Annotated in this window: 19 protein-coding genes and 2 pseudogenes; 13 read left to right on the forward strand and 8 right to left on the reverse strand. The window is 52.9% G+C overall.

What is annotated here, in order from left to right; all coding sequences use genetic code 11:
- Nucleotides 1-116: 116 nt before the first annotated feature.
- Nucleotides 117-1,085, forward strand: coding sequence for a sugar-binding transcriptional regulator (locus tag PW844_RS11745; protein WP_299451757.1), 969 nt, complete (start codon nucleotides 117-119; stop codon nucleotides 1,083-1,085).
- A gap of 228 nt (nucleotides 1,086-1,313) precedes the next feature.
- Here the strand turns inward: PW844_RS11745 and PW844_RS11750 are convergent.
- The 3 genes and pseudogenes from PW844_RS11750 to PW844_RS11760 form a co-directional block, all read right to left on the reverse strand.
- A pseudogene (locus tag PW844_RS11750) lies at nucleotides 1,314-4,424 on the reverse strand (efflux RND transporter permease subunit).
- Nucleotides 4,421-5,530 (reverse strand): efflux RND transporter periplasmic adaptor subunit, encoded by a 1,110-nt coding sequence (locus PW844_RS11755; RefSeq protein ID WP_299451759.1) that lies wholly within the window; start codon nucleotides 5,528-5,530, stop codon nucleotides 4,421-4,423. The pseudogene PW844_RS11750 and the gene PW844_RS11755 overlap by 4 nt, the downstream one beginning before the upstream one ends.
- A gap of 75 nt (nucleotides 5,531-5,605) precedes the next feature.
- Nucleotides 5,606-6,220 (reverse strand): TetR/AcrR family transcriptional regulator, encoded by a 615-nt coding sequence (locus PW844_RS11760; RefSeq protein ID WP_299451761.1) that lies wholly within the window; start codon nucleotides 6,218-6,220, stop codon nucleotides 5,606-5,608.
- An 88-nt stretch (nucleotides 6,221-6,308) separates the two neighbouring features.
- Here PW844_RS11760 and PW844_RS11765 point away from each other — a divergent pair, with 88 nt between their 5' ends.
- The 3 genes and pseudogenes from PW844_RS11765 (at nucleotide 6,309) to PW844_RS11775 (ending at nucleotide 8,477) form a co-directional block, all read left to right on the forward strand.
- Nucleotides 6,309-7,775 (forward strand): efflux transporter outer membrane subunit, encoded by a 1,467-nt coding sequence (locus tag PW844_RS11765; protein WP_299451763.1) that lies wholly within the window; start codon nucleotides 6,309-6,311, stop codon nucleotides 7,773-7,775.
- Between the two features lie 97 nt (nucleotides 7,776-7,872).
- A pseudogene (locus tag PW844_RS11770) lies at nucleotides 7,873-7,944 on the forward strand (transcriptional regulator); the annotation flags it as partial.
- A 50-nt stretch (nucleotides 7,945-7,994) separates the two neighbouring features.
- A complete protein-coding gene (locus PW844_RS11775) occupies nucleotides 7,995-8,477 on the forward strand; it encodes a glutathione peroxidase (RefSeq protein ID WP_299451764.1) in 483 nt (160 codons plus the stop codon).
- Between the two features lie 105 nt (nucleotides 8,478-8,582).
- Here the strand turns inward: PW844_RS11775 and PW844_RS11780 are convergent, their stop codons facing one another.
- Nucleotides 8,583-9,020: a VOC family protein gene (locus PW844_RS11780; RefSeq protein ID WP_299451766.1), complete on the reverse strand. Its 438-nt coding sequence runs from the start codon at nucleotides 9,018-9,020 to the stop codon at nucleotides 8,583-8,585.
- 213 nt (nucleotides 9,021-9,233) lie between these two features.
- Entirely contained in the window at nucleotides 9,234-9,902 is a 669-nt protein-coding gene (locus PW844_RS11785) for a methyltransferase domain-containing protein (protein ID WP_299451768.1), read from the reverse strand.
- Nucleotides 9,903-10,209: 307 nt separating this feature from the next.
- Here PW844_RS11785 and PW844_RS11790 point away from each other — a divergent pair, with 307 nt between their 5' ends.
- Together PW844_RS11790 and PW844_RS11795 are read left to right on the forward strand one after the other, a co-directional pair.
- On the forward strand, nucleotides 10,210-10,986 hold the full coding sequence (locus PW844_RS11790) for an isocitrate lyase/phosphoenolpyruvate mutase family protein (RefSeq protein WP_299451770.1): 777 nt from the start codon (nucleotides 10,210-10,212) through the stop codon (nucleotides 10,984-10,986).
- A complete protein-coding gene (locus tag PW844_RS11795; protein ID WP_299451772.1) occupies nucleotides 10,970-12,016 on the forward strand; it encodes a bifunctional transcriptional activator/DNA repair enzyme AdaA in 1,047 nt (348 codons plus the stop codon). Before PW844_RS11790 ends, PW844_RS11795 begins: the two co-directional genes overlap by 17 nt.
- Before the next feature lie 105 nt (nucleotides 12,017-12,121).
- Here PW844_RS11795 and PW844_RS11800 read toward each other — a convergent pair whose 3' ends face one another.
- Nucleotides 12,122-12,724: an XRE family transcriptional regulator gene (locus tag PW844_RS11800; protein WP_299451773.1), complete on the reverse strand. Its 603-nt coding sequence runs from the start codon at nucleotides 12,722-12,724 to the stop codon at nucleotides 12,122-12,124.
- Nucleotides 12,725-12,767: 43 nt separating this feature from the next.
- Between PW844_RS11800 and PW844_RS11805 the strand changes: the two genes are divergently transcribed.
- The 3 genes from PW844_RS11805 (at nucleotide 12,768) to PW844_RS11815 (ending at nucleotide 16,678) form a co-directional block, all read left to right on the forward strand.
- A complete protein-coding gene (locus PW844_RS11805; RefSeq protein WP_299452032.1) occupies nucleotides 12,768-13,454 on the forward strand; it encodes a B3/4 domain-containing protein in 687 nt (228 codons plus the stop codon).
- A gap of 352 nt (nucleotides 13,455-13,806) precedes the next feature.
- Nucleotides 13,807-15,183 (forward strand): glycoside-pentoside-hexuronide (GPH):cation symporter, encoded by a 1,377-nt coding sequence (locus PW844_RS11810; protein ID WP_299451775.1) that lies wholly within the window; start codon nucleotides 13,807-13,809, stop codon nucleotides 15,181-15,183.
- Nucleotide 15,184: 1 nt separating this feature from the next.
- A complete protein-coding gene (locus PW844_RS11815) occupies nucleotides 15,185-16,678 on the forward strand; it encodes a DUF5060 domain-containing protein (RefSeq protein ID WP_299451777.1) in 1,494 nt (497 codons plus the stop codon).
- Here the strand turns inward: PW844_RS11815 and PW844_RS11820 are convergent.
- Nucleotides 16,675-17,625, reverse strand: a complete 951-nt coding sequence (locus tag PW844_RS11820) for a sugar-binding transcriptional regulator (RefSeq protein WP_299451779.1) — start codon at nucleotides 17,623-17,625, stop codon at nucleotides 16,675-16,677. The two genes, PW844_RS11815 and PW844_RS11820, sit on opposite strands and share 4 nt — an antisense overlap.
- Nucleotides 17,626-17,904: 279 nt before the next feature.
- On the opposite strand from PW844_RS11820, the gene PW844_RS11825 reads away from it, so the two are divergent.
- From PW844_RS11825 to PW844_RS11840, 4 genes are all read left to right on the forward strand, one after another.
- Nucleotides 17,905-18,735, forward strand: a complete 831-nt coding sequence (locus PW844_RS11825; RefSeq protein ID WP_299451781.1) for a transketolase — start codon at nucleotides 17,905-17,907, stop codon at nucleotides 18,733-18,735.
- The gene (locus PW844_RS11830; RefSeq protein WP_299451783.1) at nucleotides 18,728-19,669 is read left to right on the forward strand and encodes a transketolase C-terminal domain-containing protein; all 942 of its coding nucleotides are present in this window, start codon (nucleotides 18,728-18,730) and stop codon (nucleotides 19,667-19,669) included. The genes PW844_RS11825 and PW844_RS11830 overlap by 8 nt, the downstream gene beginning before the upstream one ends.
- Before the next feature lie 55 nt (nucleotides 19,670-19,724).
- Nucleotides 19,725-20,714: a sugar phosphate isomerase/epimerase gene (locus tag PW844_RS11835; protein WP_084879643.1), complete on the forward strand. Its 990-nt coding sequence runs from the start codon at nucleotides 19,725-19,727 to the stop codon at nucleotides 20,712-20,714.
- A gap of 236 nt (nucleotides 20,715-20,950) precedes the next feature.
- Nucleotides 20,951-22,492: a nucleoside hydrolase-like domain-containing protein gene (locus tag PW844_RS11840; protein ID WP_299451786.1), complete on the forward strand. Its 1,542-nt coding sequence runs from the start codon at nucleotides 20,951-20,953 to the stop codon at nucleotides 22,490-22,492.
- 63 nt (nucleotides 22,493-22,555) lie between these two features.
- On the opposite strand, the gene PW844_RS11845 is transcribed toward PW844_RS11840, so the two are convergent.
- A complete protein-coding gene (locus PW844_RS11845) occupies nucleotides 22,556-24,946 on the reverse strand; it encodes a glucose/quinate/shikimate family membrane-bound PQQ-dependent dehydrogenase (protein WP_299451787.1) in 2,391 nt (796 codons plus the stop codon).
- Nucleotides 24,947-25,094 lie beyond the last annotated feature (148 nt).

Here is a 25,094-nt window from a genome sequence, read left to right on the forward strand (position 1 = left end):
ATGATGATTACGGCTTGCGATGCCGCTGTCTGGCAAAGCGAGCCGTATCAGTGATATAACTCCTCCCTATTGCATATCGACTCACCCAGACATCTCGCTGCCAGGCAGGTTAACCAATGAATAAAAACACGCTATCTCAGGATGCCGAGCTGCTGACGGAAATTGCCGTTGCCTATTATCAGGATGAAATTACCCAGGAAGAGATTGCGCGTAAGTTTGGTATTTCACGTATTAAAGTTGGCCGCCTGCTGAAGCGGGCGCGCGAAGAAGGCATCGTTGAGATCAACGTGCGCTACCACCCGGTGTTCAGTACCCGTCTGGAGCAACAACTGCTGGAGCGTTTTCCGCAGTTACAACGGGCGCTGATTGCGCTGGATCTCCAGGATGCGGAAGAACAACGCCGCCAGGTCGCCGCACTGGTTTCCTCCCATCTGGCACAATCGCTGAAAGACAACACCGTGGTCGCTGTCGGCCAGGGAAGCAACGTAGCGGCGGTCGCCGATCACCCCGGCCAGGTACCGATGCGTAATTGCCACTTCATTTGCGGTATCGGCGGGACGCACCGCCCCGGCGATGCCATCAATGCTGACCATATCAGCCGTCGTCTGGCGAAGAAGTTTGGTGGTACCAGTGAATCCCTGTATGCCCCAGCCTATGTGGAAAACCGCGCGTTAAAAGAAGCGTTTATGCAGAACGGTACCATCAAAGAAACGCTGGATCGCGCGCGCAAAGCCGATATCGCCCTGGTGGGCATCGGTGATATGAACGAAAACAGCTATATGGTGAAACTGGGCTGGTTTACCCCGCATGAAATTATCGACGCCAGCGTGAACCAGGGCGTAACCGGAGACATCGCCGGGTATGATTTTTTTAATGCCCAGGGGCAGCATGTCGATACCGTGATGAACGATCGCGTAATTGGACTGAGCATTGATGAATTGCGGAAAATCCCCTGCGTGATTGCCGTTGCCTCGGAGAACACCAAAGCGATGGCGATTCTCGGTGCGCTGCGTACCGGTGCGATTGATATCATTGCCACCACGGCACAAAACATTCGTACTATCCTCAGCCTGTCGAAACAGTGACCTCCTGGGGCGGTTAAACCATGCCCCTCTTTGCCTTCCTGCCTGGTTCGGTCTGTCGCCTGTTATGTCGGGGGCATGTCACTGGTGGGCTTTATTACCACCTTCTTTACCCCGGAAACCCGTGGCCGCGACCTCTCGTTGATCGAAGATGCTAAATAGCGTTATGAAGGCAGGGGCTGCCGCCCTGCCAATACCCGATGAAACGCTGGTAATCAGAACGTTTTATGTTCAGACATTTTTTAATCCTTCAGAAGTGGAACGGTTTTCCGTTGACGAGGTTGAAGCAGGGCTCTTTATCCGGAACCAAATGGCATACATGGCAGGCAGGAATATCAGCGTAATAATGGTCCCACCCAATGTCCCGCCTATCAGGGTGTAGGCAAGGGTTCCCCAGAACACCGAATGTGTTAACGGGATAAAGGCCAGAATGGCCGCCATCGCCGTGAGCAGTACTGGCCTGGACCGCTGTACTGTTGCCTCAATTACCGCATGGAAGGGTTCAAGCCCTTCCTGCTCGTTATGATGAATCTGCCCGATAAGAATCAGCGTGTTACGCATCAGGATCCCTGACAGGGCAATCAAACCAACCAGCGCATTGATGCCAAAGGGTTGGTTGAAGATCAGCAGGGTTGGCACTACGCCTACCAGTCCCAAAGGTGCGGTCATAAACACCATCACCATTGCCGACATCGAACGGACCTGAAGGATAATGATCAGCAGTGTCATGGCTATCATGATAGGGAATAAAGGAGCCATCGCTTTGGTGGCTTTCCCTGACTCCTCAATAGAGCCAGCCTGTTCAATATGATATCCATCAGGAAGCGTTGTGATGATGGGCTGCAGCTGCTTCATAATCGCAGTGGAAACATCCGGTGGCTGAAGGGATTCGGCAATATCACCCCGCACGGTAATGGTTGGCGTACGGTCACGACGACGCAGCACCGGGTCTTCCATGCGGACTTCAACCTCGCCAACCTGCGATAACGGAACACGCTGCCCTGCAGAGCCGATAAGAGTGAAGCCCGCTATTTTCGCAGGATCAAGCCGGATATCGCCGGCAGCGCGGCCCATGACCTGTACCGAACGGATATCTTCACGCACTGCGGTGACCGGAACGCCCGAAAGCAGGAACTGAAGCTGCTGGGCCACTGCATTTGATGTCAGCCCCATCGCCTGCAGGCGGTCTTGGTTCAGGGTGAAATGCAATGTCGGCACCCGAGAGCCCCAGTCCGTGTTGACCGTTCTCATCAGGGGGCTTGCTTGCATCAACGTTTTCACCTTGTCCGCAATGTCACGTAATACCATCGGATCCGGCCCCATCACACGGAAGGCAACCGGATAGGGTGAGTAGGGGCCAAACACCAGTTGAGTCACGCGAACTCGCGCCTCCGGGGCCAGGCCGTTAGCCGCAGCCTTGCGAAGACGAAACTTGAGCGCCTCACGGGTTTCCTGGCTGTCCGTCAGGACAACAATTTTCGCAAAAGAGGGATCGGGCAGTTCTGGAGCCATGGCGAGATAAAAACGTGGTGAACCTTGCCCGATATAAGAGGTCACGATTTTTGCTTCTTTCTGGCGTTTCAGCCAGTCCTCAATCTTCGTCACGGCAGCGCTGGTTTGTTCAATGGAAGTGCCATAAGGCATCTGCACTTCCACGAGAACTTCAGGCCGGTCAGACGTTGGGAAAAACTGTTTTTTCACCAGAGCCATGCCGAGAATGGCGACGGTAAATACCGCGACGACAGAACCCGCGACGAGCCATTTTCGTGCGATTACCTGTGTCAGTAACTGACGAAACCGGTTGTAGCGTCGGGTGTTGTAGATAGCTGCATGCTCCCCTGCAACCGTTTTGATGTCTGGCAGCATTTTCACCCCAAGGTAAGGGGTAAACACCACCGCCACCACCCAGGAAGCAATCAATGCGATACCCACAATCCAGAACATATTGCTGGTGTATTCACCAGCCGTGGATTGCGCAAAGCCATTGGGCATAAAGCCAACGGCCGTGACCAGCGTACCTGCCAGCATTGGCGCAGCGGTGTGGCTCCAGGCATAAGCTGAGGCTTTGATACGGTCATAGCCCTCCTCCATTTTCACCACCATCATTTCAATGGCAATGATGGCATCATCCACCAGTAAACCGAGCGCCAGGATGAGCGAGCCCAGGGTAATACGGTCGAAGTTTTTACCTGAAGCCTCCATAACCACAAAGACAACAGCCAGCGTCAGTGGCACAGCAGCCGCAACCACCACGCCCACACGCCAGCCCATACTGAGAAAGCAGACCACCATCACTACAAGCAGCGCCACAAAAAACTTGATCATGAACTCGTTGACGGCTGAGCTGATGTTAACTGACTGATCAGTGACTTTCGAGAATGTCATGCCGAGTGGCATGTCCGCATTGATTCTGGCGGCTTCCTTGTCCAGCGCTTTACCCAGATCCAGACCGTTCCAGCCCTCACGCATCACGATACCCAGCAGAAGTGCAGGTTCACCCTGGTTACGCACCATAAAGGTCGCCGGATCTTCTTAACCGCGCTCTACTGTCGCCACATCAGCCAGCTTCAGAGTCCTTCCCTGCGCCACAACCGGTGTTTCACGAATTTTCTCAAGCTTGTCGAACGCCCCATCCAGACGGATAAAAACCTGCGGCCCACTGGTGTCTATCGAACCGCCAGGCGTCAGCACGTTCTGGTTGTTCAGGGCAGCAAAGATGTCCTGTGGAGAGATACCCAGTGTTGCCAGACGGTCATGGGAAAATGAGACAAATATCCGCTCGGCCTGCTCGCCAATAATATTGATCTTTTTCACCCCGGGAACATGTAATAAGCGCTGGCGTAATAACTCGGCATCGCGTACCAATAGCCGCTGCGGCTCTCCTTTTGCCTTCAGTGCAAAGAGCGCAAAAGTGACATCAGAGAACTCATCGTTAACCATCGGGCCAATCACCCCTGCTGGCAGGTTTTTAGCCTCATCGCCAAGTTTTTTGCGGGCCTGATAAAACTCTTCCTGGACTTCTGAGGGAGGGGTACTGTCCAGCAACGAAAGCATGGTAAAAGCCAGGCCGGGGCGCGTGTAGGTCTCTGTGCGGTCATACCATTTAAGCTCCTGGAGACGTTTTTCCAGTGGTTCGGCCACCTGGTCCTGCATTTCCTGAGCCGTTGCTCCCGGCCAGGCAGAGATGATTGTCATCTGCTTGACCGTAAAGGGTGGGTCTTCTGCGCGTCCGAGTCCAAGGAACGAGAGAATACCGGCAACGGTGATCAGCAGGATAAGAAACAGCGTAATTGAACGCTCACGTACGGCGAGCGCGGAAAGATTGAAACGCCCGCGATTCATGGCCGACTCCCAGCGACACTGACATCGCTCTGCTTAGCCAGCCGAACTGTCTCACCGTCATGGAGCAAATGAGCGCCCATAGCCACGACCTGTTCGCCGGGCTTAACGCTGCCGGTCACGCTTGCTACATCATCCCCGAGGCTAATCACCTGCACGGGCCGCCATGTCACTCTGGCGGGGTTGCCTGAAATGCTCCAGACCCCCGGTCCTTTACCCGCGTCAAAAACGGCTGCTAAAGGCACCTGCAGTAACGGCTGAGATGCTCTGCTCTCCGCAATATGGATGGTGACAGTGGACCCCAGAGGTGCGCCAGAAAGTGGGCCTCCTAGCACATACCTTGCCTCGAAAGTGCGCGTCAACGGGTCGGCTGCATCAGAGAGCAACCGCAGTTTCGCTGAAACAGGTTGTTCATCGCTGCCGTACAATGAGGCCAGCGCCGCGCTTCCAACAACCGGACGCAGCGTCTCAGGTAGCTGGACGACCGCTTCGCGTTGCCCTGCTCTGGCCAGCCTGATAACCGGCTGCCCGGCACTGACGACCTGACCCGGTTCGGCCAGCGTATCCATCACTACCCCGTCGGCATCGGCCACCAGGACCGCGTAGCTCATGGCGTTTTGCGCCACATTCGCCTGCGCCAGGGCGGCACTGAGGTCAGCCCTGGCCGTATCTGCTGCGGCCTTTATCTGATCGTATGCGGATGCCGATACAGCACCAGCGGTAACCAGACCGCGATAACGAGATTCATCATCCGCTGTCTGTCGAGCTCGCGCTTTTGCTGCGGCGACGGCCTGTTGCTGCGCCTGAGCCTGCAGGCTCAGATCAGCAGGATCCAGACGCATTAATGGCTGGCCACGTTTCACGGTCTGACCGGTATCAACGAGACGTTCCAGGATTTTGCCTTGTACTCTGAAACCAAGGTCGCTCTGAATTCGCGCAACCACCACACCCGTGAAGGCGCGGGAAAAGTCGGTTGCGTTGATCGCTGCTGCAGACCTGACCAGAGGTGGCAGGCTGCGTGGATCACTGCTATCGGAAGCGTCACCACAGGCCACAAGTGCCAACGGTAACAGGCAAATAGCGAAGGTGACAGGTTTAAGGCCGAGCATGGGTTCCCTTAATTCATAAACAGGACAGGAACCCTATATTCAAACTAGTGACCATTATTGTCAATAGTCACAATGTCAGGGTGACAAACTTCTCAGAATCAGTGATGACAGTAGCGCAGCCGCTGCCGGGGCAGTTTCCAGATTATATTGCAGCTGGACCGGGCTGATATAAGGTCGCATGACCATAAAGATCGCATCCGCAGCCTCGTCCAGTGGCGTTTTTCTTTCGAATTCACCTGCCTGGCGCCCTTCAATAATGATCTTCTCAATGAGCTGTCGCAGGCGCTGCTCATGAGCTTCTGCTGAAGGCCATTTGTCGCGCGCAGCAACCGCAGCGATGTCATACAACTTACGGTCACGAAAAAACAAATCGCTGCCGGATTCTGACAATGCCCTGAATAAGCGTCTTATTTTCTCAGCTGCGGTCGGCGCATCCGCAATCGCGGCGTTGACAATTTCCATAATCATCGCCAGCCGGTTAGAGCAGATCACCTCACCGATCGCCTGCTTGGAGTCAAAAAACTTATAGATATAAGCCTTTGAAAAACCTATTGCTTTAGCAAGGTCGGAGACAGTGGTTTTTTCGTACCCAAAATGGCCGAAATGCTCAGTGGCCGCGTCAACAACCTGATCACGGACGCTGTGGTCGGAAGGTCCCCTTGAAGGGTTTTCGTTCATCTGTTTAGTCATTTTTCCAGCTTAGCTCAATGCTACCCGATTGACAACGAGTGACCATTTGGTAATGTAGTCACAATTCAAATTCGACTCAAGGGTTATCATGATTCCCCTAAATACGCTTGCACTGATTGTGGGCACTTGCTTCCTGGCGGGCTGTACCGTCGGACCGGACTATCATCGCCCTGAGGTGGCACTTGCGGAGCGTTATCAGGCTCAACCGGCCTTACTGCAGCGCAGTGCATCCGAACCTGTCAGTTTCGCAATCTGGTGGGAGAGCTTCGGCGATCCCCTGTTAAGTCAGTATGTTTCAGACGCGCTCGTGCAAAATCTCGACCTCGCCCAGGCTTCCGCCAGGATGGCGCAGTCACGGGCTGGGCTGGGAGCCGCAACGGCGGCACTACTTCCCTCGGGAAATATCAGCGGACAAGCGGCCCGCGCCTTTCAGTCGGTTGAAACACCGTTGGGTCAGGTCCTCAACTCGACGCCGGATTATAATCGCTACGGCAACGCTTATGAAACCGATCTCAATGCTGGCTGGGAGATAGACCTGTTTGGTGGCCTGAGGCGCGGCCGCCAGGCTGCCCTGGCCGATTATCAGGCTTCTGAGGCCGGTGTCGCTGCGACACGTCTTGCTGTCGCAGCACAGACAGCGGATATCTATATCACCTTGCGTGGATTGCAGACCCGTCTGGATATTGCGAATAAACAGGTCATCACACAACAGCAACTGCTGGAAAAAATTCAGCTGCTGCACAGTAAAGGGCTGGCTCCTCAATATCAGGTCAGACAGACAGAAGGCGCACTGGCACAGGTACAGGCAACGATACCTGTGCTGAAAAATGGGCTCGATGCCGCCATGAATGCGTTGGACATTATGCTCGGTACCCCGCCCGGAAGCCACCGGGCGCAGCTCTCTTCGCCGGGTGTCATTCCGCAGACACCAGAAATCACCGCAATGGGCACGCCTGCTGATCTGCTTCGCCGCAGACCCGATATTATTGTGGCCGAGCGTCATCTGGCTGCATCAAGCGCCCGTATCGGCGTGGCTATCAGCGAGTATTACCCAAAGTTTTCACTTAACGCGCTGCTTGGTAGCGCAACGGCAGTGTCAGGCGACAATCTTTTCACTGCCGCCGCCAGCCAGTCGGCAGGTGTGCTGGGGTTACGCTGGCGGCTCTTTGACTTTGGCCGTATTAACGCGCAGATAGATCAGGCAAAAGGCCAGGAAGCAGAAGCACTCGCCGCTTATCGTCTGTCAGTATTACGTGCAACCGAAGACGTTGAAAACGCGTTCTCCGCACTGGTCAATCGCCGGACGCAGGCATTTATACTGACGGGCGGTGAGACCGCCCTGTCCAGCGCCCGGCAGTCTACTTTCATCGCTTTTCAACAAGGAACGGCCAGCCTGATTGACGTGCTGCACAACGATGAAACGCTTCTGCAGGCTTCCGATGCAAGGGCGCAGGCGCAGACAGAGTCTGCTCGTGCAGCAGTCGCCGCATTCAGGGCGCTTGGCGGCGGCTGGCAATCTTCATCATCTGGCGAAATGACAAATAAGCCGGGGTAAATGGGCTCGCTGGCTTTATTAAACAGAGCAAAAATTGTTTATTCAAAAGCGCGCAAACCTACTGACAAGGAAGTTTCTATGCTGGATTCAGGATAGAAAAGTTGAAATTCCAGCTATGGGGCTACTCACGATACCCGCATCCGCTAATGAACTTCTTTCTGGCCAAACGTATAATTTATTTTGACACTGTCGAACCGTTTCTGCTTTGAGGATTCCGATATGACCACCTTTCATCAACTTACCGCCACCAGTCTGAGCGGCCAGCTTATCTCTATGGCCGACTACGCGGGTAAGGTGGTTCTGGTCGTGAATACCGCCAGCCATTGTGGTTTCACGCCACAATACGGCGGCCTTGAAGCGCTCTACAGGAAATACGCCGCCCGGGGCTTGGTGGTGCTTGGTTTCCCCTGCAACCAGTTCGGTAAACAGGAACCCGGTGACGCCGACGAAATCGCGCAGACCTGCCACATTAACTACGGTGTGAGCTTCCCGATGTTCGGGAAAGTCGAGGTCAACGGAACCGCAGCGCACCCGGTGTTTCGTTATCTGAAAAACGAATTGCCCGGCGTGCTGGGTGGGCGGATCAAGTGGAACTTCACTAAGTTCCTGATCGGACGCGACGGCAAACCGCTTAAGCGTTTTGCGCCGATCACCACCCCGGAGAAAATGGAAGCCGCAATCCTTGCTGCACTTGAAATTTAAGTGTTGCAGGTTAAGAGGGTATCTTCTCCATACGTCAGTCAGCTTCGTGCCATTTGCAGACATCACTGTTTTAATTAGAAAATAACAGGTCATAATATGTGGGCCTCATTGACTGCGTTCCATCAATTCAAGCGTCTGACCATCAGGGCTTTGTAAATATATTACTCGGGTTCCCTGCATTGGTCCTGACAACACTGTCTGAGGTTTACCGGGCGTCTTCCAGCCGTAGTCCGATACTTTGCCCAAGAGCATATCAAGATCCTCAACTATAAAAGCAAGGTGAGCGTAGCCTGGGATATAAGGCGCTGAAGGTTCTTCTGGCTGCTCAATGTTATTGTATTGTAGTAATTCAATTTGAATATCAGCCAGTTCAAGCAAAGCCATTCGTACATCAGCTCCCCTTGCACCTGTTACCTCATCGATTATAGGTCCAGACATTTTTCCTTCACGTAATAATTTACCTCCAAGAATCTGAGTCCAGAATAATAATGAGTCTTCAATATTTTTAACTGAAAAACCAACGTGATTAACACTTAATATCATGCGATGACCTGCTGAGTTTTCAAAGTTCATCATCCAACTATATAAAAAGCCTGCTTTATTTCTACACGATAAATGCGCGACCGTTTTACAAGCCTGCATCTTTTATCGATAAATTGCGAATGTCCGCTTTTCGCTCCCAGCGGCCCCTGACTCAGTTAGCTTGCCCGATTTGTTCCAGGGCTGACGTTACCAAATCTAAGAATCAGTCTGTGACTAGCTCACCGAACATACCAGTGTGGCATGATCCCACCACGCGTTGTTATTAACTCTGGTTGCCAGTACTTTAAAATGCTCTTCCTTTATCTCATCAGTTAAAGCCTGGAGCGGTTTTAGCGTACGCCAGGGTTGACCATCTTTCATTATATGATATCTGACTGGATCATAAGCGGTAGCATCCTGAGAATAACCGGGGGTTCCGCACATGGAACTAATCACCAATCGACCCTTGGGTTTAAGCAATCTCCTCACTTCTTTGAAAAAGAGGGCTCGGGCATCGTCAATAAGGCAATGCAAACAACTGCCATCAAAAATCAACTCAAACATTGAGTCCTTGCATTGATGGATATGACAAACATCACTGACAAGAAATTGTGCTGATAGCCCTTCTTTCTGAAACCGGCTTTCTGCCCATCTGATAGCCGTTTCAGACAAATCCACACCCCATACAGAATATCCTCGCTCAGCAAGAGATTGCGCTGCCATCGCACCGTTACCACACCCCATTTCAAGTACCGCCGCTCCTGACCGAGGTAAGTACTGATGTAAGCTGAGCCAATGAAAAATTTTTTCTTGCTGTTTTTTTGCCCTGAGATAGCCATTGCCAGCCCAGGCGACAGCTCCGTTTGCTAGCAACTGCCTGTATTGTTTTTCATAGGGGTTCACAGTGAGTACTCCTTTTCAGCAACAATATCGTGCACTTTATACGCCATTTATCGAGCAAATGAAGTTTATAGCCGAAAAATGGTTGTAATGGGCACGTAACATCGTCCGCTCCTCGCTCATAGTTGCCGTTGAGGCATCAGGGACAGCCTCGTGCCAGCAGCAGACCTTGAAAAGTTACGGCCAGGTCAACCCCGCATACCAAACTGACCTGATCCAACCTTGCAAAAAAATGGTCGTCTGAATTTCGGTTGTGCCGTTTTTACTGAATGCTTAGATTCATTTGCGACTTGATTAAGAGGACGTATATATGAACTTTGCAGAACTCCACAACCAACATAATCCACTACTTATCGCGAACGTATGGGATGCCGTCAGTGCTGTCGCAGCGCAAAAAGCAGGTTATCAGGCGCTGGGAACGTCCAGCGCAGCAATAGCTGCCACATTAGGATATGAAGACGGTCAGAGCATGCCGTTTGATGAATTACTTTATGTGGTTACCCGCATTCGGGCGGTCAGTAACCTGCCATTGAGCGTTGATATGGAAGCAGGATATGGTGATTCAGCTGAGGAGATAACAGCCAATCTCAAACGCCTTGCTCAGATAGGCGTATCCGGCGTAAACCTTGAAGACAGCAGAGTCATTAATCACGTTCGTCAGCTTGATGATGCCTCTGAATTCTCCTGTACGCTAAAATCGGTATGCGATGCGCTCAAAAGTGAGGGTTATAGCCTGTTTATGAACGTCCGTACTGACACATACCTGCTTGCGCATGAAAGAGCGTTACAGGAGACGTTACTACGCGGGCAGCTATATAAAGCTGCAGGTGCTGACGGCCTTTTTGTTCCCTGCCTGACGTCCGAAATAGACATTGGCGTCATTGCTGAATCCATTGATCTGCATCTGAATGTTATGTGTATGCCAGATCTTCCGTCGTTCGGCAGGCTGAAACTGGCAGGGGTAAACCGCATTTCTATGGGTAATTTTGTTCATTCGGCCCTTCGGTCAAAGCTGACTGATTTGATGTCTGCGATCCGCTCGCATCAGACGTTTGAAGGACTTTTTGTCGATGAAAGTTGTAAATAATGATCTGTGTGATGTCTGGTATCAGGCATTACTCGAACGCGCTCCTGAATATACGGGTGTGTTTTTTGTTGGCGTCAAAACGACAGGCGTATTTTGCATCTCGGTATGCCGGGCGCGAAAGCCCAAACGTGAAAACGTTGAATTTTATAAAGATGCTAAATCTGCCCTGGCGGCTGGCTTTCGTCCCTGTAAAGTCTGTCGGCCAGCTGAAAATGCGCACAGCGCGCCGTTATTTGTCGAACAGGCGCTCGCGCTTGTCAGGCGCGATATCAAATCCCGCATAACCGACGCGGACCTTCGCAAACATGGGATCAGCCCGGAGCGGGTGCGACGCTGGTTCCTGCAACATCACGGCATCACTTTTCAGGCCTTTCAGCGAATGCAGCGGGTAAATATCGCCCTTCAGGAGCTGAAAAGTGGGCGTGCGGCAACGGATGTCGCTCTGGATAGTGGCTACGAATCCTTAAGCGGGTTTGGTTACACCTACAAGCGGCTCACTGGCGCAGCTCCGACTCAGACCACGCAGGTCATTCTCATTCACCGGTTTACGACTACGCTGGGCCCTATGTTCGTCTGCGCCACAGATCAGGGAGTCTGCCTGCTGGAGTTTACCGATCGCCGGTTGTTAGAAACTGAGTTTCGCGACATCCAGCGTTTACTGAACGCCAAAATTGTCACCGGAGAAAACAGTCATACACGGCAGACAGTTAAAGAAATCAGCGAATATTTTGCCGGAACGCGCCGGCAGTTTGATCTCATACTCGATACCCCCGGCAGTGATTTTCAACGATCTGTCTGGCAGGAGCTGCGTGCTGTTCCTTATGGACAGACCTCCTGCTATCAGGATATTTCGCTGCGCCTTAATAAACCCGATGCTGTACACGCAGTTGCCGCAGCTAATGCAGCAAACCGAATGGCGATTGTCATTCCATGCCACAGAATTATTGGTAAAGATGGCGGCATCACCGGGTATGGTGGTGGTATTTCACGCAAAGAGTGGCTTATCGAGCATGAAAGGGATAACCGTTAAATGAGTCGGTGCGTAAGACTGGCTGCTCATAACGGGCATTACATTCCTGGAGCTGTCCGCTTCGTGCCAAAATGCAGGATGACTTTTGACGCAAAATAAGGGCCCTTATGAGGTTTTTTCATTGACTGTCATAATAAAGTTCACGGTTATTTCTCCCTGGTTTTCGTAGAAATGCGGAACATCAGTTCTGGCTGTAGCGGAGAATCCTGCCTTCAACTGAAACAGGCTCTCTTTCACGCCCAGCGTTAGCGTCCCTGACTGAACATGCAGTAACTCCAGCGTTCCCGAGGAATGCCCCGGTGATTCAAACTTTTCGCCGGGCTGCATTTCCCACAGCCAGAGCTCGGTCATATCGGGCCCACCTGAGCCAGCAAGAAGCCTGGCGCTCCCACCTTTGTCCCCTTTCCAGAGTTCAGGGATCTCCGTATCAGCAATAATATGGACGTCAGGCTGAGTGCTCACATCAACAAAATCTGCCACTGAAACCCCCATTGCAGCCGCAAGGCGGCATAACAGTGCAATACTGGGGTTGGCTTTACACCCTTCAATCTCTACCAGCATGCCCTTACTGACATTTGCGCGTCGGGATAGCTCATCGAGAGACATTTTTTTTTGTTTTCGGTACTGCTTAATCCGGAGCGATACAGCTTCGTTTACTATGCTGACATCTGCACCGGCATCGGTCACTAAATTGACTTTTTTGGTCATTGGTCGATATTATGAAATAAAATGGTCGTTACAGGATTATCCCGTGTTCACAGTCTCTGCGTCAATTGCCCCTGAAGTCTACGGTATTGCTCCCGGTTTTCGGGCGCTCAGCATCTCTGTGCAGGCTGCGCCTGTAGTGAGCCCGCAGGTTGGGGAAACAGCGCTGAAAGCCGCCTGTGAAGCAGTGCTGGCAGGTGTCCCCGATTGGGCAGAATCCCATCTGGCCGCATGGGCAGATGTATTCCAGATGTTTGGTGCTAAACCAAAACGCACTCCCTGTTCTGCTGATGCGCTGCGTAAACGTGTGCTTCGCGATGGTGCCATGCCAGCTCTCGACCCGGTTGTTGATCTTTATAATGCCGTCAGCCTGCGGTATGCCGTCCCGGTGGGTGGCGAAAATATCTCAGCGTATAAGGGGGCACCCCGCCTGATTGTGGCAGAAGGCACTGAACCTTTTGATACCGTAAAAGAAGGGGAGCCGGCAGTGGAATTTCCTTCTCCTGGCGAAGTCGTCTGGTGTGATGATGTTGGTATAACCTGCCGTCGATGGAACTGGCGACAGGGGATCAGAACCCGCTTAAGCGTGGAAGCTGAACACATGTGGTTTGTTCTGGAAAGTCTGCCTCAGATGCCACTGGAGCAACTTCATGAAGCCGGGAAAATGCTTACCGACGGCCTTGAAGAAATGATGCCAGGTCTGCAGTTTGAAGTAGTCCTCATCTGCGAGTAACGCTTTTACTTTTATTCAGGAGAAGGAGTGGGGGGAATGGGATGAGAGTGAGGTGGTTTTATGAGCTCATAACAAAAGTTACCAATGAGTATATTTAAGCACGAAACATGTCCCAGCATTTCCGCCACACCTTAAAAATCAACTGATTTTAAAGAATAAAAATAAAAACCCATCATCGATACATCCATAAATTCAGCCAATATACGCATTCATTTAAACCTTCCTTTTGAGTAGAAAATCGTCTTTTTTTGTGATTCCTCTGGCAGATTTACACCGTCATACTGGCAGGATGTTACCCGTAGCTTGCACAATAGAATAAATACTCCATATTGAATATATATTCAGAGGTCGTATGCAACAGGTACATAAACTGACTATCAGAGAGAAGATTTGTTTTGGTCTTGGGGATTCCTCGGCCAACATCTTCCTGGGCATGACCATGATGTTCCTGCCCTACTTTTATACCGATGTCCTCGGTATCTCAGCCGGAGCAATGGGGCTGCTGTTTGTGGTGGCGAGACTGGTTGATGCCGTATACGACCCGATTATTGGCAGCGTTGCGGACCGCACCCCAACGCGCCACGGCCATTACCGCCCCTGGCTTTTATGGCTGGCGATACCTTATGGCCTTTCCTGTCTGCTGGTGTTTATCGCCCCCGATTTCTCGCCCAGCGGCAAGCTGATCTATGCCTATGCTACGTATCTTTTCCTGATCCTGATGTATGCCTCAACCGTCGTGCCTTATGTGGCATTGCTGGCCTCGCTGACTTCCGATCCACAGGAACGTCTCAGTGCCAATGCCTGGCGCTTCCCGCTGGCAAAAATGTCATTTCTCATCTGCTCGCTGACCGTGCCGCTTTTCGTGGCCTGGTACGGCAAGGAAAATGAGTCTGAGGCCTACAGGGTGGCCATGAGCATGATTGCCCTGCTGGCGACCCTGTTTATGTTGAGCTGCTTTTTTGGTACCAAAGAACGCGTCACTCCGATCAGACAGGCCAACACCACCTCATTTATGAAACAGGCGAAAGCGGCCCTCAGCGCCCGCCCGGTGGTGATTTTCTACATTTTCAAAATCACCAGCTCGATTGCCTTTGTGATCAAAGGCAGTGTCACCATCTATTTCGTCAAATATTTTCTCAACCGGGGTGACAGTTTTGTCTCGGGTTTGCTCTCCGCCACCGCCATCGCAGGCATCATCGCGCCGATGATTGCGTTGCAGCTTATCAAGCGCAAAAAACTGTCAGCACTGGGCTCACTGAAATTTGCCCAGATGGGCGGCGGCCTGGCCGCGCTGGCACTGTTCTTTGTCAGCCCGGATCAGCTATGGCTCGCCGTCGGCTTACTGGTCGTGTCAGTCCTGTTTGCTGAAATGGGATCGATCATGGCCTGGGCGCTGCCTTCCGATTGTGCTGACTATTGCGAACGCAAAACCGGCATCAAAATGTCCGGATTTATCGCCGCCGGGACGCTGTTTTCGATGAAAGTGGGACTGGCGCTGGCGGGTGGTCTCGTCGGTCTGGTGCTCAGCCTGAGCGGTTATCACGCCGGTGCGGCAGTGGCGCCGCAGACCATGAGCGCCATTATTTTCCTCATTGCCGGAGTGCCCGCAATTTTCCACGGCATCAGCCTGCTGCTGATTATGTTCTTTTCCCTTGAGGACAAAAGTGCCGCGTCAAGAACGCTTCCATCCGCACAACCTTCCGTTGCTCATCAGATTAAGGAACCCTGATATGTTAGTTTCGCCATACACGCTGAATGTTCCGCAGTGGGGACGCGCTGAATTTATTTTTCAGGCCAATGCCGATGCCCGTCACTTCACCGATACCTGGGTTACGGCCATCTTTCGTCACCAGCAGGAAGAGAAAACGGTACGGGGATTTTATGACGATGACGGGCGTTTCCTGATTCGCTTTATGCCTGAGCACGAAGGCCGCTGGACTTTCACCACCACCAGTAACCATCCTGCATTGCATGACCAGCAGGGCGAAGTGATTTGCATCGCGGCCGGCGAGGATGGTACCGGGCCGGTGAGATCCGCTGCGACCTGGCATTTCAGTTATGCCAGCGGGCAGCCCTATTATCCCTTCGGCACCACAGCGTATGTCTGGAACTATCAGTCGGAAGAGGTACAGGAGCAGACGCTGGCGTCACTTGCACACTCGCCATTCAATAAAATCAGAATGTGTATTTTCCCGAAACATTACACCTATAACTTCCGTGAACCGGAACGTTTTCCTTTTCCCGGCGACATCACATCCGGCTTCGATTTCACCCGCTTTGACTGCCAGTTTTTCCGTCAGCTGGAGAATCAGATCGATGCCCTGAAGGCCCGCGGCGTTGAGGCTGATCTGATTATCTTTCACCCGTACGACCGCTGGGGCTTCTCGGAAATGGCTGGGGAAGTGGATAAACGCTATGTCAGTTATCTGGTGGCGCGTCTGGCGAGCTTCAGTAATGTCTGGTGGTCACTGGCCAATGAATTCGACCTGCTGCTGAAAAAGCCGATGTCGTTCTGGGACAGTGTTTTTCAGCAAATCACAGCAGAAGACCCGTATCAGCATCTGATCTCGATCCATAACTGGCACAACCCTCCCCTGCACTACACCAGTAATGCACATTGGTATGATCAGACACAGCCATGGGTCAGCCATGCCAGCATCCAGCATCACGATTTGTGGTTTGTACCCGGCTGGCGCGAAGACTTTGGTAAACCAGTGGTGATTGATGAATGTCGCTATGAGGGGGATGTCGATCTGGGATGGGGCAATATCACCGCCCACAAAATGCTGGACCTCACCTGGCAGGGTGTCTGCCGGGGTGGCTATGTCACCCATGGCGAAAGCTACCTCAGCGACGACGACATTATCTGGTGGTCACATGGCGGGAAACTGAAAGGAGAAAGCAGCCCGCGCATCGGCTATCTGCGGCAACTGCTGGAAGAAGGTGAGCCAAAACGCCTGTCGCCCTGGTTGAGAAAAACCGATTCACACTGGGATGCTGCCATCGGCCATATGGGTGATGATTACTGGCTGATATGGTTTGGTGAGAGCCAGCCGGGTTTCAAGTTACTGACGATGCTGCCGCAAGGTAAGGAATATCACGTGGATATCATCGACGCATGGCAGATGGAAACCCGGCGGCTGCCGCAGACCTGGCGCTCAGGCGATCGCCTGCCCTTGCCGGGTAAGCCAGGCCTGGCCTTGCGTATCATCGCTGCCGGTTAATCACTCACCAGCAGGCGCGCTGTCTGGAAATCGGTTATCAGCACATTCAGATAACCGCCCTTCAGCGCACCCTGAATGGCGGCCAGTTTTTTCCGCCCGCCCGCCAGTCCCACCACCTGCGGGCAGCGTTTAAGCTGCTCCAGACGCATACCGATCGCCGGATCCTCGGATTCCTCCAGCACCGCTTGCCCCTGCGCATTGTAATAATGCAGGCAGATATCACCAACCGCTCCCTGCCCGGCAAGGCGTGTCAGCATATTTTTGTCATAGTAGTTGCCGGAGTAACGTAACAGCTGCGACGGCTCCATATCGCCAATCCCCACCAGCGCCAGCGTAACTTCATCGAATTTTTCCAGCACTTCGCGCACATCTTTGTTCGCGGCGAGTGCGATACGGCTATTAACAGAGCCTTCTATTGACTGCGCCGGTAGCAGCCACGCCTTACACCCGAGCATATCCGCGAGACTCTGCGTCAGAATCGTGGCCTGAACATTACCGTTAACACCCACGCCACCGAGCAGCTGAATCACCCCCGCCGCTTCTGTCGTCAGCGTATGTAGCTCGCTCACCATGGCTTTGATGGTACTGCTCCAGGAGGAAATCCCCACCCACTCCCCCGGACGCAGGCGTGTTTCAAGATAATGCGCGGCGGCGGTACCTATGGCCTGACGAATAAAGGCATCCTCGTCATCTTCTGTGGCATCCACCACAATGGCCTGCTGCAACCCATAACGGCGCTCAATGCCACGTTCCAGCTCAGAAAAGATATTGGGTGGCTGCATCACACTGATTTTCACGATGCCATCTTTAATGCTGCGATTGAGTGCCCGTGACACAAAGGATTGTGAGAGATTAAGGGCGCGCGCAATATCGGTCTGCTTCATCCCTTCGCCGTAATACAAGGTGGCAATCTTCACCACCAGCCTGAGATCATTTTGTTTCAACATTCGTTTTCCCGCATGGTCGTCGTTACCCCCGCTACTCTCCGCCGGACACCTGAATATTTAATCATCCTGAGAAATAAATGTGATTCGAATCCCATTTCCGTGCGGCATACATAGCTGGCAGAACAGAAAACCATCACAATTATGAATATTAAATCGAACATGAATATATATTCAATGACGGTTAAATGCAACGTCATCTGACGTCTGAGTACGTCCGGTGATTTATTGTTACCCCACAGAATAAATATTCAATAAAGAATTTGTATTCAGGAGTGTGTCATGAATCCGTTCGCATTTGAGGTCAGCGACCTGCAAAAAAAAGCACGTGCGATACGCCGTCGGATCATTGAGCTGAACGCCAATAGCCCGGCTGGCGGCCATACGGGTGCTGATCTGTCGCAGGTCGAAATCCTGACCGCACTTTACTTTCGTGTCCTGAACTGTGCCCCTGACCGGCTCGATGACCCGACACGTGACATCTATATCCAGTCGAAAGGTCATGCCGTTGGCGGTTACTACTGCGTACTGGCTGAAGCCGGGTTTATCCCGCCAGAATGGTTACCCACATACCAGCATGCCGACTCTCACCTGCCCGGCCATCCGGTGCGCCATAAAACGCCTGGCATTGAGCTGAATACCGGCGCTCTCGGACATGGTTTACCGGTGGCGGTTGGTATCGCCCTGGCAGCAAAGAAGGATAACAACCCAAGGAAGATTTTTGTCGTGACCGGGGATGGCGAACTGGCAGAAGGGAGCAACTGGGAGGCCGCCCTGGCTGCCGCGCACTATGGGCTGGATAACCTCATCATCATCAATGACAAAAACAAACTCCAGCTGGCAGGGGCAACCCGGGACATCATGAATACCGACCCGCTTGCCGCCAAGTGGCAGGCGTTTGGTCTGAACGTCACGGAATGTCAGGGCAACGATATGCACAGCGTTGTCTCCACGCTGGATTCCCTGCCCGCCAATGGCAAACCTAACGTGATCATTGCCAACACTGAAAAAGGCTACGGGGTTTCCTTTATTCAGGGCAAACCGGAGTGGCATCACCGAGTCCCGAAAGGTGATGAGATAAAACTGGCGCTGAAGGAGCTGCAAGATGAGTGAGAAAAAGCACCTGGCAACCGTGATGGTTGAAGCCTTTATCGATGCGGTTAACGCAGGTATCGATCTGGTGCCCGTCGTGGCTGACTCAACATCCACCGCCAAAATCAGCCCGTTTATCCAGGCGTTTCCCGACCGCCTCATCAATGTCGGGATTGCGGAACAGTCGCTGGTGGGTACCGCCGCTGGTCTGGCGCTCGGCGGAAAAGTCGCCGCAACCTGCAACGCTGCACCTTTTCTGATTTCACGCGCCAATGAACAGATCAAGGTCGACGTCTGCTACAACAATACCAACGTCAAACTGTTTGGTCTTAACGCCGGAGCCAGCTATGGCCCACTGGCCAGTACCCATCACAGTACCGATGATATTGCGGTGATGCGTGGCTTTGGCAACATCGAAATTTATGCCCCTTCCTGTCCGCACGAGTGCCGCCAGATTATTGATTACGCGTTGCGTCATGTCGGCCCGGTTTATATCCGCCTGGATGGTAAAGAGCTGCCGATCTTACACGACGACAGATATCAGTTCGTACCGGGCAAGGTTGACGTACTGCGTGCAGGCGAGGATATCGCACTGGTGGGACTGGGATCGGCGGTGCACGAGATTGTCGCTGCAGCGGCACAATTAAGCGATCTCGGCATCTCAGCCACGGTGATTTCTCTGTCATCCATTCGTCCCTGCGATAAGTCTGCCCTGGCGGCGGCCATGGCTCATCTTCCCTGCGTTATTTCGGTGGAAGAGCACAACATCAACGGTGGCGTCGGCAGTATCGTTGCTGAGGTACTGGCGGAAAATGGCTCCCGTGCCCGCCTGAAACGCTTAGGGGTGGCAGATGGACAATACGCTATCGCGGGCGATCGCCAGACCACACGGGAGCGTCTTGGCATTGATGCCGACAGCGTCAGACGCAGCGCATTAACCATGTTGAAGCGATAAATATCATCCTCTTACCTCACAAAAAAATTACAGTCTGTTAAGGAGAATGTCTGAAATGAATACCTATACCTACCCAAAATTTGGTGCCGGTTTGTGGCACTTTGCCAACTATGTCGATCGTTATGCGGTGGATGGTTATGGCCCGGCGCTGAGTACGCTGGAGCAGATACGTATCGCCGGAACCGTCGAAGATTTATCTTACGTCGATGTGCCCTATCCGTTCACGGAAGGTGTCAGCGTCAGTGATGTCAAAGAAGCGCTGGCAAACGCCGGACTAAAAGCCATCGGCGTCACCCCTGAAATCTACCTGCGCCGGTTCTCACGCGGTGCCTTTACCAACCCGGACCCGGCCATTCGCCAGCAGGCATTCGAACTGATGCACGAAGCGGCCAAAGTGGTACGTGAGCTGGGGGCCAATTATGTGAAAGTCTGGCCCGGACAGGATGGCTGGGACTATCCCTTCCAGGTAGACCATAAGAACCTGTGGAAGCTGGCGGTGGATGGCATGCGCGAACTCGCCAGCGCCAATCCTGATGTGAAATTCGCCATTGAATATAAGCCGCGCGAACCACGGGTGAAAATGACCTGGGATTCCGCCGCCCGTACTTTGCTGGGTATCGATGATATCGGACTGGATAATGTCGGCATCCTGCTGGACTTCGGTCACGCGCTGTTTGCCGGTGAATCTCCAGCCGATTCCGCCCAGTTGATCATCGATCGTGGTCGCCTGTTTGGTATGGACGTCAATGACAACCTGCGTGGCTGGGATGATGACCTGGTGGTGGGTACGGTGCACATGACGGAAATCTTCGAATTCTTCTATGTGCTGAAGATCAATAACTGGCAGGGCGTGTGGCAGCTAGACCAGTTCCCGTTCCGCGAAGACAACGTAGAAGCTGCCAACCTCTCCATTCGCTTCCTCAAGCACATCTATCGCGCGCTGGATAAGCTGGATATTGCCGCCTTACAGGCAGCCCAGGCTGAGCAGAACCCGCTCAGGGCGCAGAAGATTATTCAGAACGCCCTGTTAAGCTCCATCGAGTAACGAGATGATGGCCTTCTCCGTCTTAAGAAGGCCATTTATTACTTTAAAGTAATAATTAATGTTCATACAACCAATAAAAGCCATAACAACCATATAACTAAAGTGACTTTAAAGTAGTTTTAATGTGATGCAGGCATCAAAATCAATTCATGCAGCTGGAGTGATGTTACCCGTACCTCGCAAAATGAATCACCGGGCTTTTATCGAGCTAAACGGATCATTCAGGTAAGGGAAAGATGAAAAAATTCGCATTGAAATCAAGCGCTGGCTGTCTGGCCGTCGTCGCTTTGTTATCTTCTGCATCATTAACACCGGTGCTGGCCGCAGAAAATAGCTATGCCGTGCAGGCCGGAAAAGTCATCCCGTTGCAGGACAAACCCCGCGTGTTCGTGCTGACCGATATTGGCAACGAACCTGATGACCAGATGTCACTCACCCGCTTCCTGCTGTATGCCAATGAACTCAATATCGAAGGCATTGTGGCAACCACATCAACCTGGCAAAGAAACGTCGTCCATCCGGATATGATTAAGCTGGTGTTAGGCCATTACCGGGAAGTGCAGCCTAACCTGCTGAAGCACGATAAAAATTACCCTGATTTTGCCACCCTCTCCCAGCGTGTTGCGTCAGGCCAGGCCGCATACGGCATGGCCGCCACCGGCGATGGCAAAGCCACAGCGGGTTCGAACCTGTTATTAAAAGCCATTCAGAACAGCACCGACCCGGCCAAACCGCTCTATATCTCACTGTGGGGCGGTGCTAATACGCTGGCCCAGGCGTTGATCGACCTGAAGAAAAACGCCTCTTCCGATACCATCGACTCACTCACGCGCAACCTGATTGTCTACTCCATTTCCGATCAGGATGACGCCGGTTACTGGATCCGTTCGCAGTTCCCGCAGATTACCTACATTGTCGATCCCTCGACCGAAAACGGCGAAGATTACGCCCGCGCCACCTGGACCGGCATCAGTGGTGACCGTTATTACCGCAACGCACCAGGGGCGGATTTCACCACGGTTTCTCAGTCGTGGCTGGATAAACACGTCCGGGGCAAGGGACCGATGGGTAAAGGCTACCTGCAATATGCCTTTATCATGGAAGGTGACACGCCATCATTTCTCGGGCTTATCCGCAATGGCCTGAACAGCGATATGAATCCGGGATGGGGTGGCTGGGGCGGTCGTTACATTATGCGCCAGCCACACGGCGAGACCCGCCCGATCTGGACCAGCGGGGGTGACTTTTTCCCGGGCAATCCTAACGCGGCAGACACCGTGAAGGGCACCGATGGCAAACTGTACACCTCCAATCAGGCGACCATCTGGCGCTGGCGTGAAGACTTCCAGCATGATTTTGCCGCGCGCATGGACTGGACAATCCGGGATTATGCCCATGCCAACCACGCACCGATTGCGGTGGTCAATGGCAAAACCGGCTTCGCTAATATTGCCATCACCCTGAAAGCGGGAGAGCAGACTGAACTGGATGCCTCACAAAGCAGTGACCCGGATAAAAATCGGATCAGCTGGCACTGGCAGACCTACCCTGAAGCCACTTCCGCCATTTCCAGCCAGGTGCCGGTGACTGAGGTCAAAGGTGTGCGCGGGGAAGAGATGTTATCAACGCCTGAAGCCGTTACGCTGCTGCAAAGCGAGGGCAGCAAGGTTGCAGTGAAAGCGAATCATCCGGGAACGGAACATATCATTCTGACCGTAAAAGATAATGGTTCGCCGTCGCTGGTGTCCTATCGTCGTATTATCGTCACGGTTAACTAATCCTCTGATTTCAGACAATAAAAAAGGCCATTTTCATGGCCTTTTATTTTTCTCTCTCAGCTATCAGGGCAACGCATACGCCACCACATAATCGCCCTGTTTGGTACCGAAGCTGCCATGCCCCCCTACGGCAGTCACAATATATTGTTTCCCACCTTCAGAGTAAGTCATCGGCGTTGACTGACCACCCGCAGGCAATCTGTCACTCCACAGCTCTTTACCGGTTGTCACATCGAAAGCGCGAATGTAATCGTCCATGGTTGCCGTCAGGAAAGCGACCCCGCCAGATGTGACCATGGAACCGCCCAGCATCGGCATCCCCACTTTAAATGGCAGCGGTAACGGCGTTGCATCACGCGTGGTACCCACCTTGTGCTGCCACATGATTTTGTGAGTACGCAGATCGATCCCGGCAATATAACCCCACGGTGGCGCCGGGCATGGCAAACCAACCGGTGACAGGAACGGATGCAGGTCCACACCATACGGCGTACCGTACATCGGCTGAACACCGATCTCGCTGCCCGGTGGATGAGCGGCATTCGGCGCAGCCGGGTTATCCGGACCGCGTTCGATCAGTTTGGAAACAAACGGGAACGCCATCGGGTTAGCAATCGCGATCTGCCGTTGTGGATCAACCGCAATACCACCCCACTCGAACATGCCCACGTCACCCGGGAATACCAGCGTTCCCTGGGTATTCGGCGGTGTGAACGGGCCATCGTAGCGCATTTTTTTGAACATGATGCGGCACACCATCTGGTCGAACATGGTCGCGCCCCACATATCCTTGTCGGTCAGCTTCTGCTTCGGCTGGAACGTCAGCTCTGAATAAGGCTGCGTTGGCGAGGTGCGATCACCCCGGGCTGCGCCTTGCGGGACCGGGGTTTCCGGCGCAGGTACAATCAGTTTTCCGGTACGCCGATCCAGCACAAATATGTTGCCGGTTTTCGCCGGAGCATACACCGCCGGAACAATCCCCTCCGGGGTCTTCAGATCGACCAGACTCGGCTGAGACGGCAAATCCATATCCCACAGGTCATGATGCACCGTCTGATAGGACCAGATGCGTTTGCCGGTATTGATATCCAGCGCCACCAGCGAGCTGGTGTAACGTTCGCCCAGCGGGGTCCGATTGCCGCCCCAGATATCCGGCGTCGACATCCCTACCGGTACATAGACCATGCCCAGCTTTTCATCCGCCGACAGCAGCGTCCAGGAGTTGGGTGAGTTAGGTGTGTACTGATGCGTCGCAGAAGGCAGCGCGTTTTCATCAGCCGCGCCCGGATCCCATGCCCATACCAGTTTGCCAGTGTAGACATCAAAACCACGCACCACACCCGAAGGTTCACTGGTGGAATAGTTGTCCGTCACTGCTCCGGCCATGATGATCATCTGACGGGTCACAACCGGTGGTGATGTCCCCTGGTAGAAACCTTTGGTTTTCACCGTCATACCGTCTTTCAGGTCAATCTGACCGTCCTGACCGAAGGCATGGCAGACTTCACCGGTCTGCGCATCGAGGGCAAACATACGGCCATCGTTAGTCGGCAGGATGATACGCTGCTTACACTCCGCTGGCGGCACCGCCCCGTCAGAGGTTTTCGCATCAACCGGCGTCTCATGATAAGACACGCCACGACAGGTCAGATGCTGCCAGGTCGGGTCATCTTTCACCCCCGGATCGAATTTCCAGATCTGTTTCCCTGTGGTCGCATCCAGCGCAAACACCCACTGATGCGGACTGCACAGGTAAACCATATGCCCCACCTTGAGTGGCGTCACTTCAAAAGTGGACTCCAGCGGATCGTTTTTACCGATGATGTCATTGGTGCGAAACGTCCAGGCCACCTTCAGCTGATTGACGTTCTGCGCGTTGATTTGTTTCAGCGGCGAAGAGTGATCACCATATGAAGTACGACCATAGGCATGCCATTCTGAGTCAGGAAGTTGCTGGCTATCCCATTGCGGCGTACCGGTCTCCACGGTATCCGGCAATTTCCCTTCAATATCATGATGATTGAAGAAAAGTGATATCACCAGGCTCAGAATTGGCAGCGCAACCGCTGCCCCGAGCAGGCCTCTGCCCGGCCTGTCAGAATCCGGAAAAGATTTCAGCGTAAAAGGCAGCAATAACCAGAGGGCAAACAGCACAATGATGTCAAACCGAGGCGCAAGTAGGAAAAAATCGAACCCGACTTCCCATAGCGCCCAGACGGTTGTCATCAGCACAATAAAACCATAGACCACAAACGAGGAACGCTTACCCCGCCACAGCTGACGCGCAGTGACGAGCAACAATAACCCTGTAACAAAATAGTACCAGGAACCGCCCAGAACCCCCAGCCAGCCTCCCCCCACTGCCAGCGGCAGGCCAGCAATCCCGGCAAATATTGCCGAGGCACGGATAAGCCCGCCGGGCTTATCTTTCAGTGCATGTCTGTCTTCGACCACGATAAATATCCCATTGAAAAGAAAAATCAATCAACAAAGCATTCAATTTTTAGGGTTTTTATTTACAAAACCCCATTTATCTTTACACGGTGGCAATCGCGAATTCCACAAAAACTTACTAATAAGTACCTTTAGTTAGCACATTTCA

This window comes from Pantoea sp., from assembly GCF_028283705.1.
Taxonomy (GTDB): Bacteria; Pseudomonadota; Gammaproteobacteria; order Enterobacterales; family Enterobacteriaceae; genus Pantoea.

Excerpts from the sequence above, each read along its gene's own strand:
- PW844_RS11745 (WP_299451757.1), top strand. The coding sequence starts at position 117 with ATGAATAAAAACACGCTATCTCAGGATGCCGAGCTGCTGACGGAAATT.
- PW844_RS11755 (WP_299451759.1), bottom strand. The coding sequence starts at position 5,530 with ATGCTCGGCCTTAAACCTGTCACCTTCGCTATTTGCCTGTTACCGTTG.
- PW844_RS11760 (WP_299451761.1), bottom strand. The coding sequence starts at position 6,220 with ATGACTAAACAGATGAACGAAAACCCTTCAAGGGGACCTTCCGACCAC.
- PW844_RS11765 (WP_299451763.1), top strand. The coding sequence starts at position 6,309 with ATGATTCCCCTAAATACGCTTGCACTGATTGTGGGCACTTGCTTCCTG.
- PW844_RS11775 (WP_299451764.1), top strand. The coding sequence starts at position 7,995 with ATGACCACCTTTCATCAACTTACCGCCACCAGTCTGAGCGGCCAGCTT.
- PW844_RS11780 (WP_299451766.1), bottom strand. The coding sequence starts at position 9,020 with ATGATATTAAGTGTTAATCACGTTGGTTTTTCAGTTAAAAATATTGAA.
- PW844_RS11790 (WP_299451770.1), top strand. The coding sequence starts at position 10,210 with ATGAACTTTGCAGAACTCCACAACCAACATAATCCACTACTTATCGCG.
- PW844_RS11795 (WP_299451772.1), top strand. The coding sequence starts at position 10,970 with ATGAAAGTTGTAAATAATGATCTGTGTGATGTCTGGTATCAGGCATTA.
- PW844_RS11800 (WP_299451773.1), bottom strand. The coding sequence starts at position 12,724 with ATGACCAAAAAAGTCAATTTAGTGACCGATGCCGGTGCAGATGTCAGC.
- PW844_RS11810 (WP_299451775.1), top strand. The coding sequence starts at position 13,807 with ATGCAACAGGTACATAAACTGACTATCAGAGAGAAGATTTGTTTTGGT.
- PW844_RS11815 (WP_299451777.1), top strand. The coding sequence starts at position 15,185 with ATGTTAGTTTCGCCATACACGCTGAATGTTCCGCAGTGGGGACGCGCT.
- PW844_RS11820 (WP_299451779.1), bottom strand. The coding sequence starts at position 17,625 with ATGTTGAAACAAAATGATCTCAGGCTGGTGGTGAAGATTGCCACCTTG.
- PW844_RS11825 (WP_299451781.1), top strand. The coding sequence starts at position 17,905 with ATGAATCCGTTCGCATTTGAGGTCAGCGACCTGCAAAAAAAAGCACGT.
- PW844_RS11830 (WP_299451783.1), top strand. The coding sequence starts at position 18,728 with ATGAGTGAGAAAAAGCACCTGGCAACCGTGATGGTTGAAGCCTTTATC.
- PW844_RS11835 (WP_084879643.1), top strand. The coding sequence starts at position 19,725 with ATGAATACCTATACCTACCCAAAATTTGGTGCCGGTTTGTGGCACTTT.
- PW844_RS11840 (WP_299451786.1), top strand. The coding sequence starts at position 20,951 with ATGAAAAAATTCGCATTGAAATCAAGCGCTGGCTGTCTGGCCGTCGTC.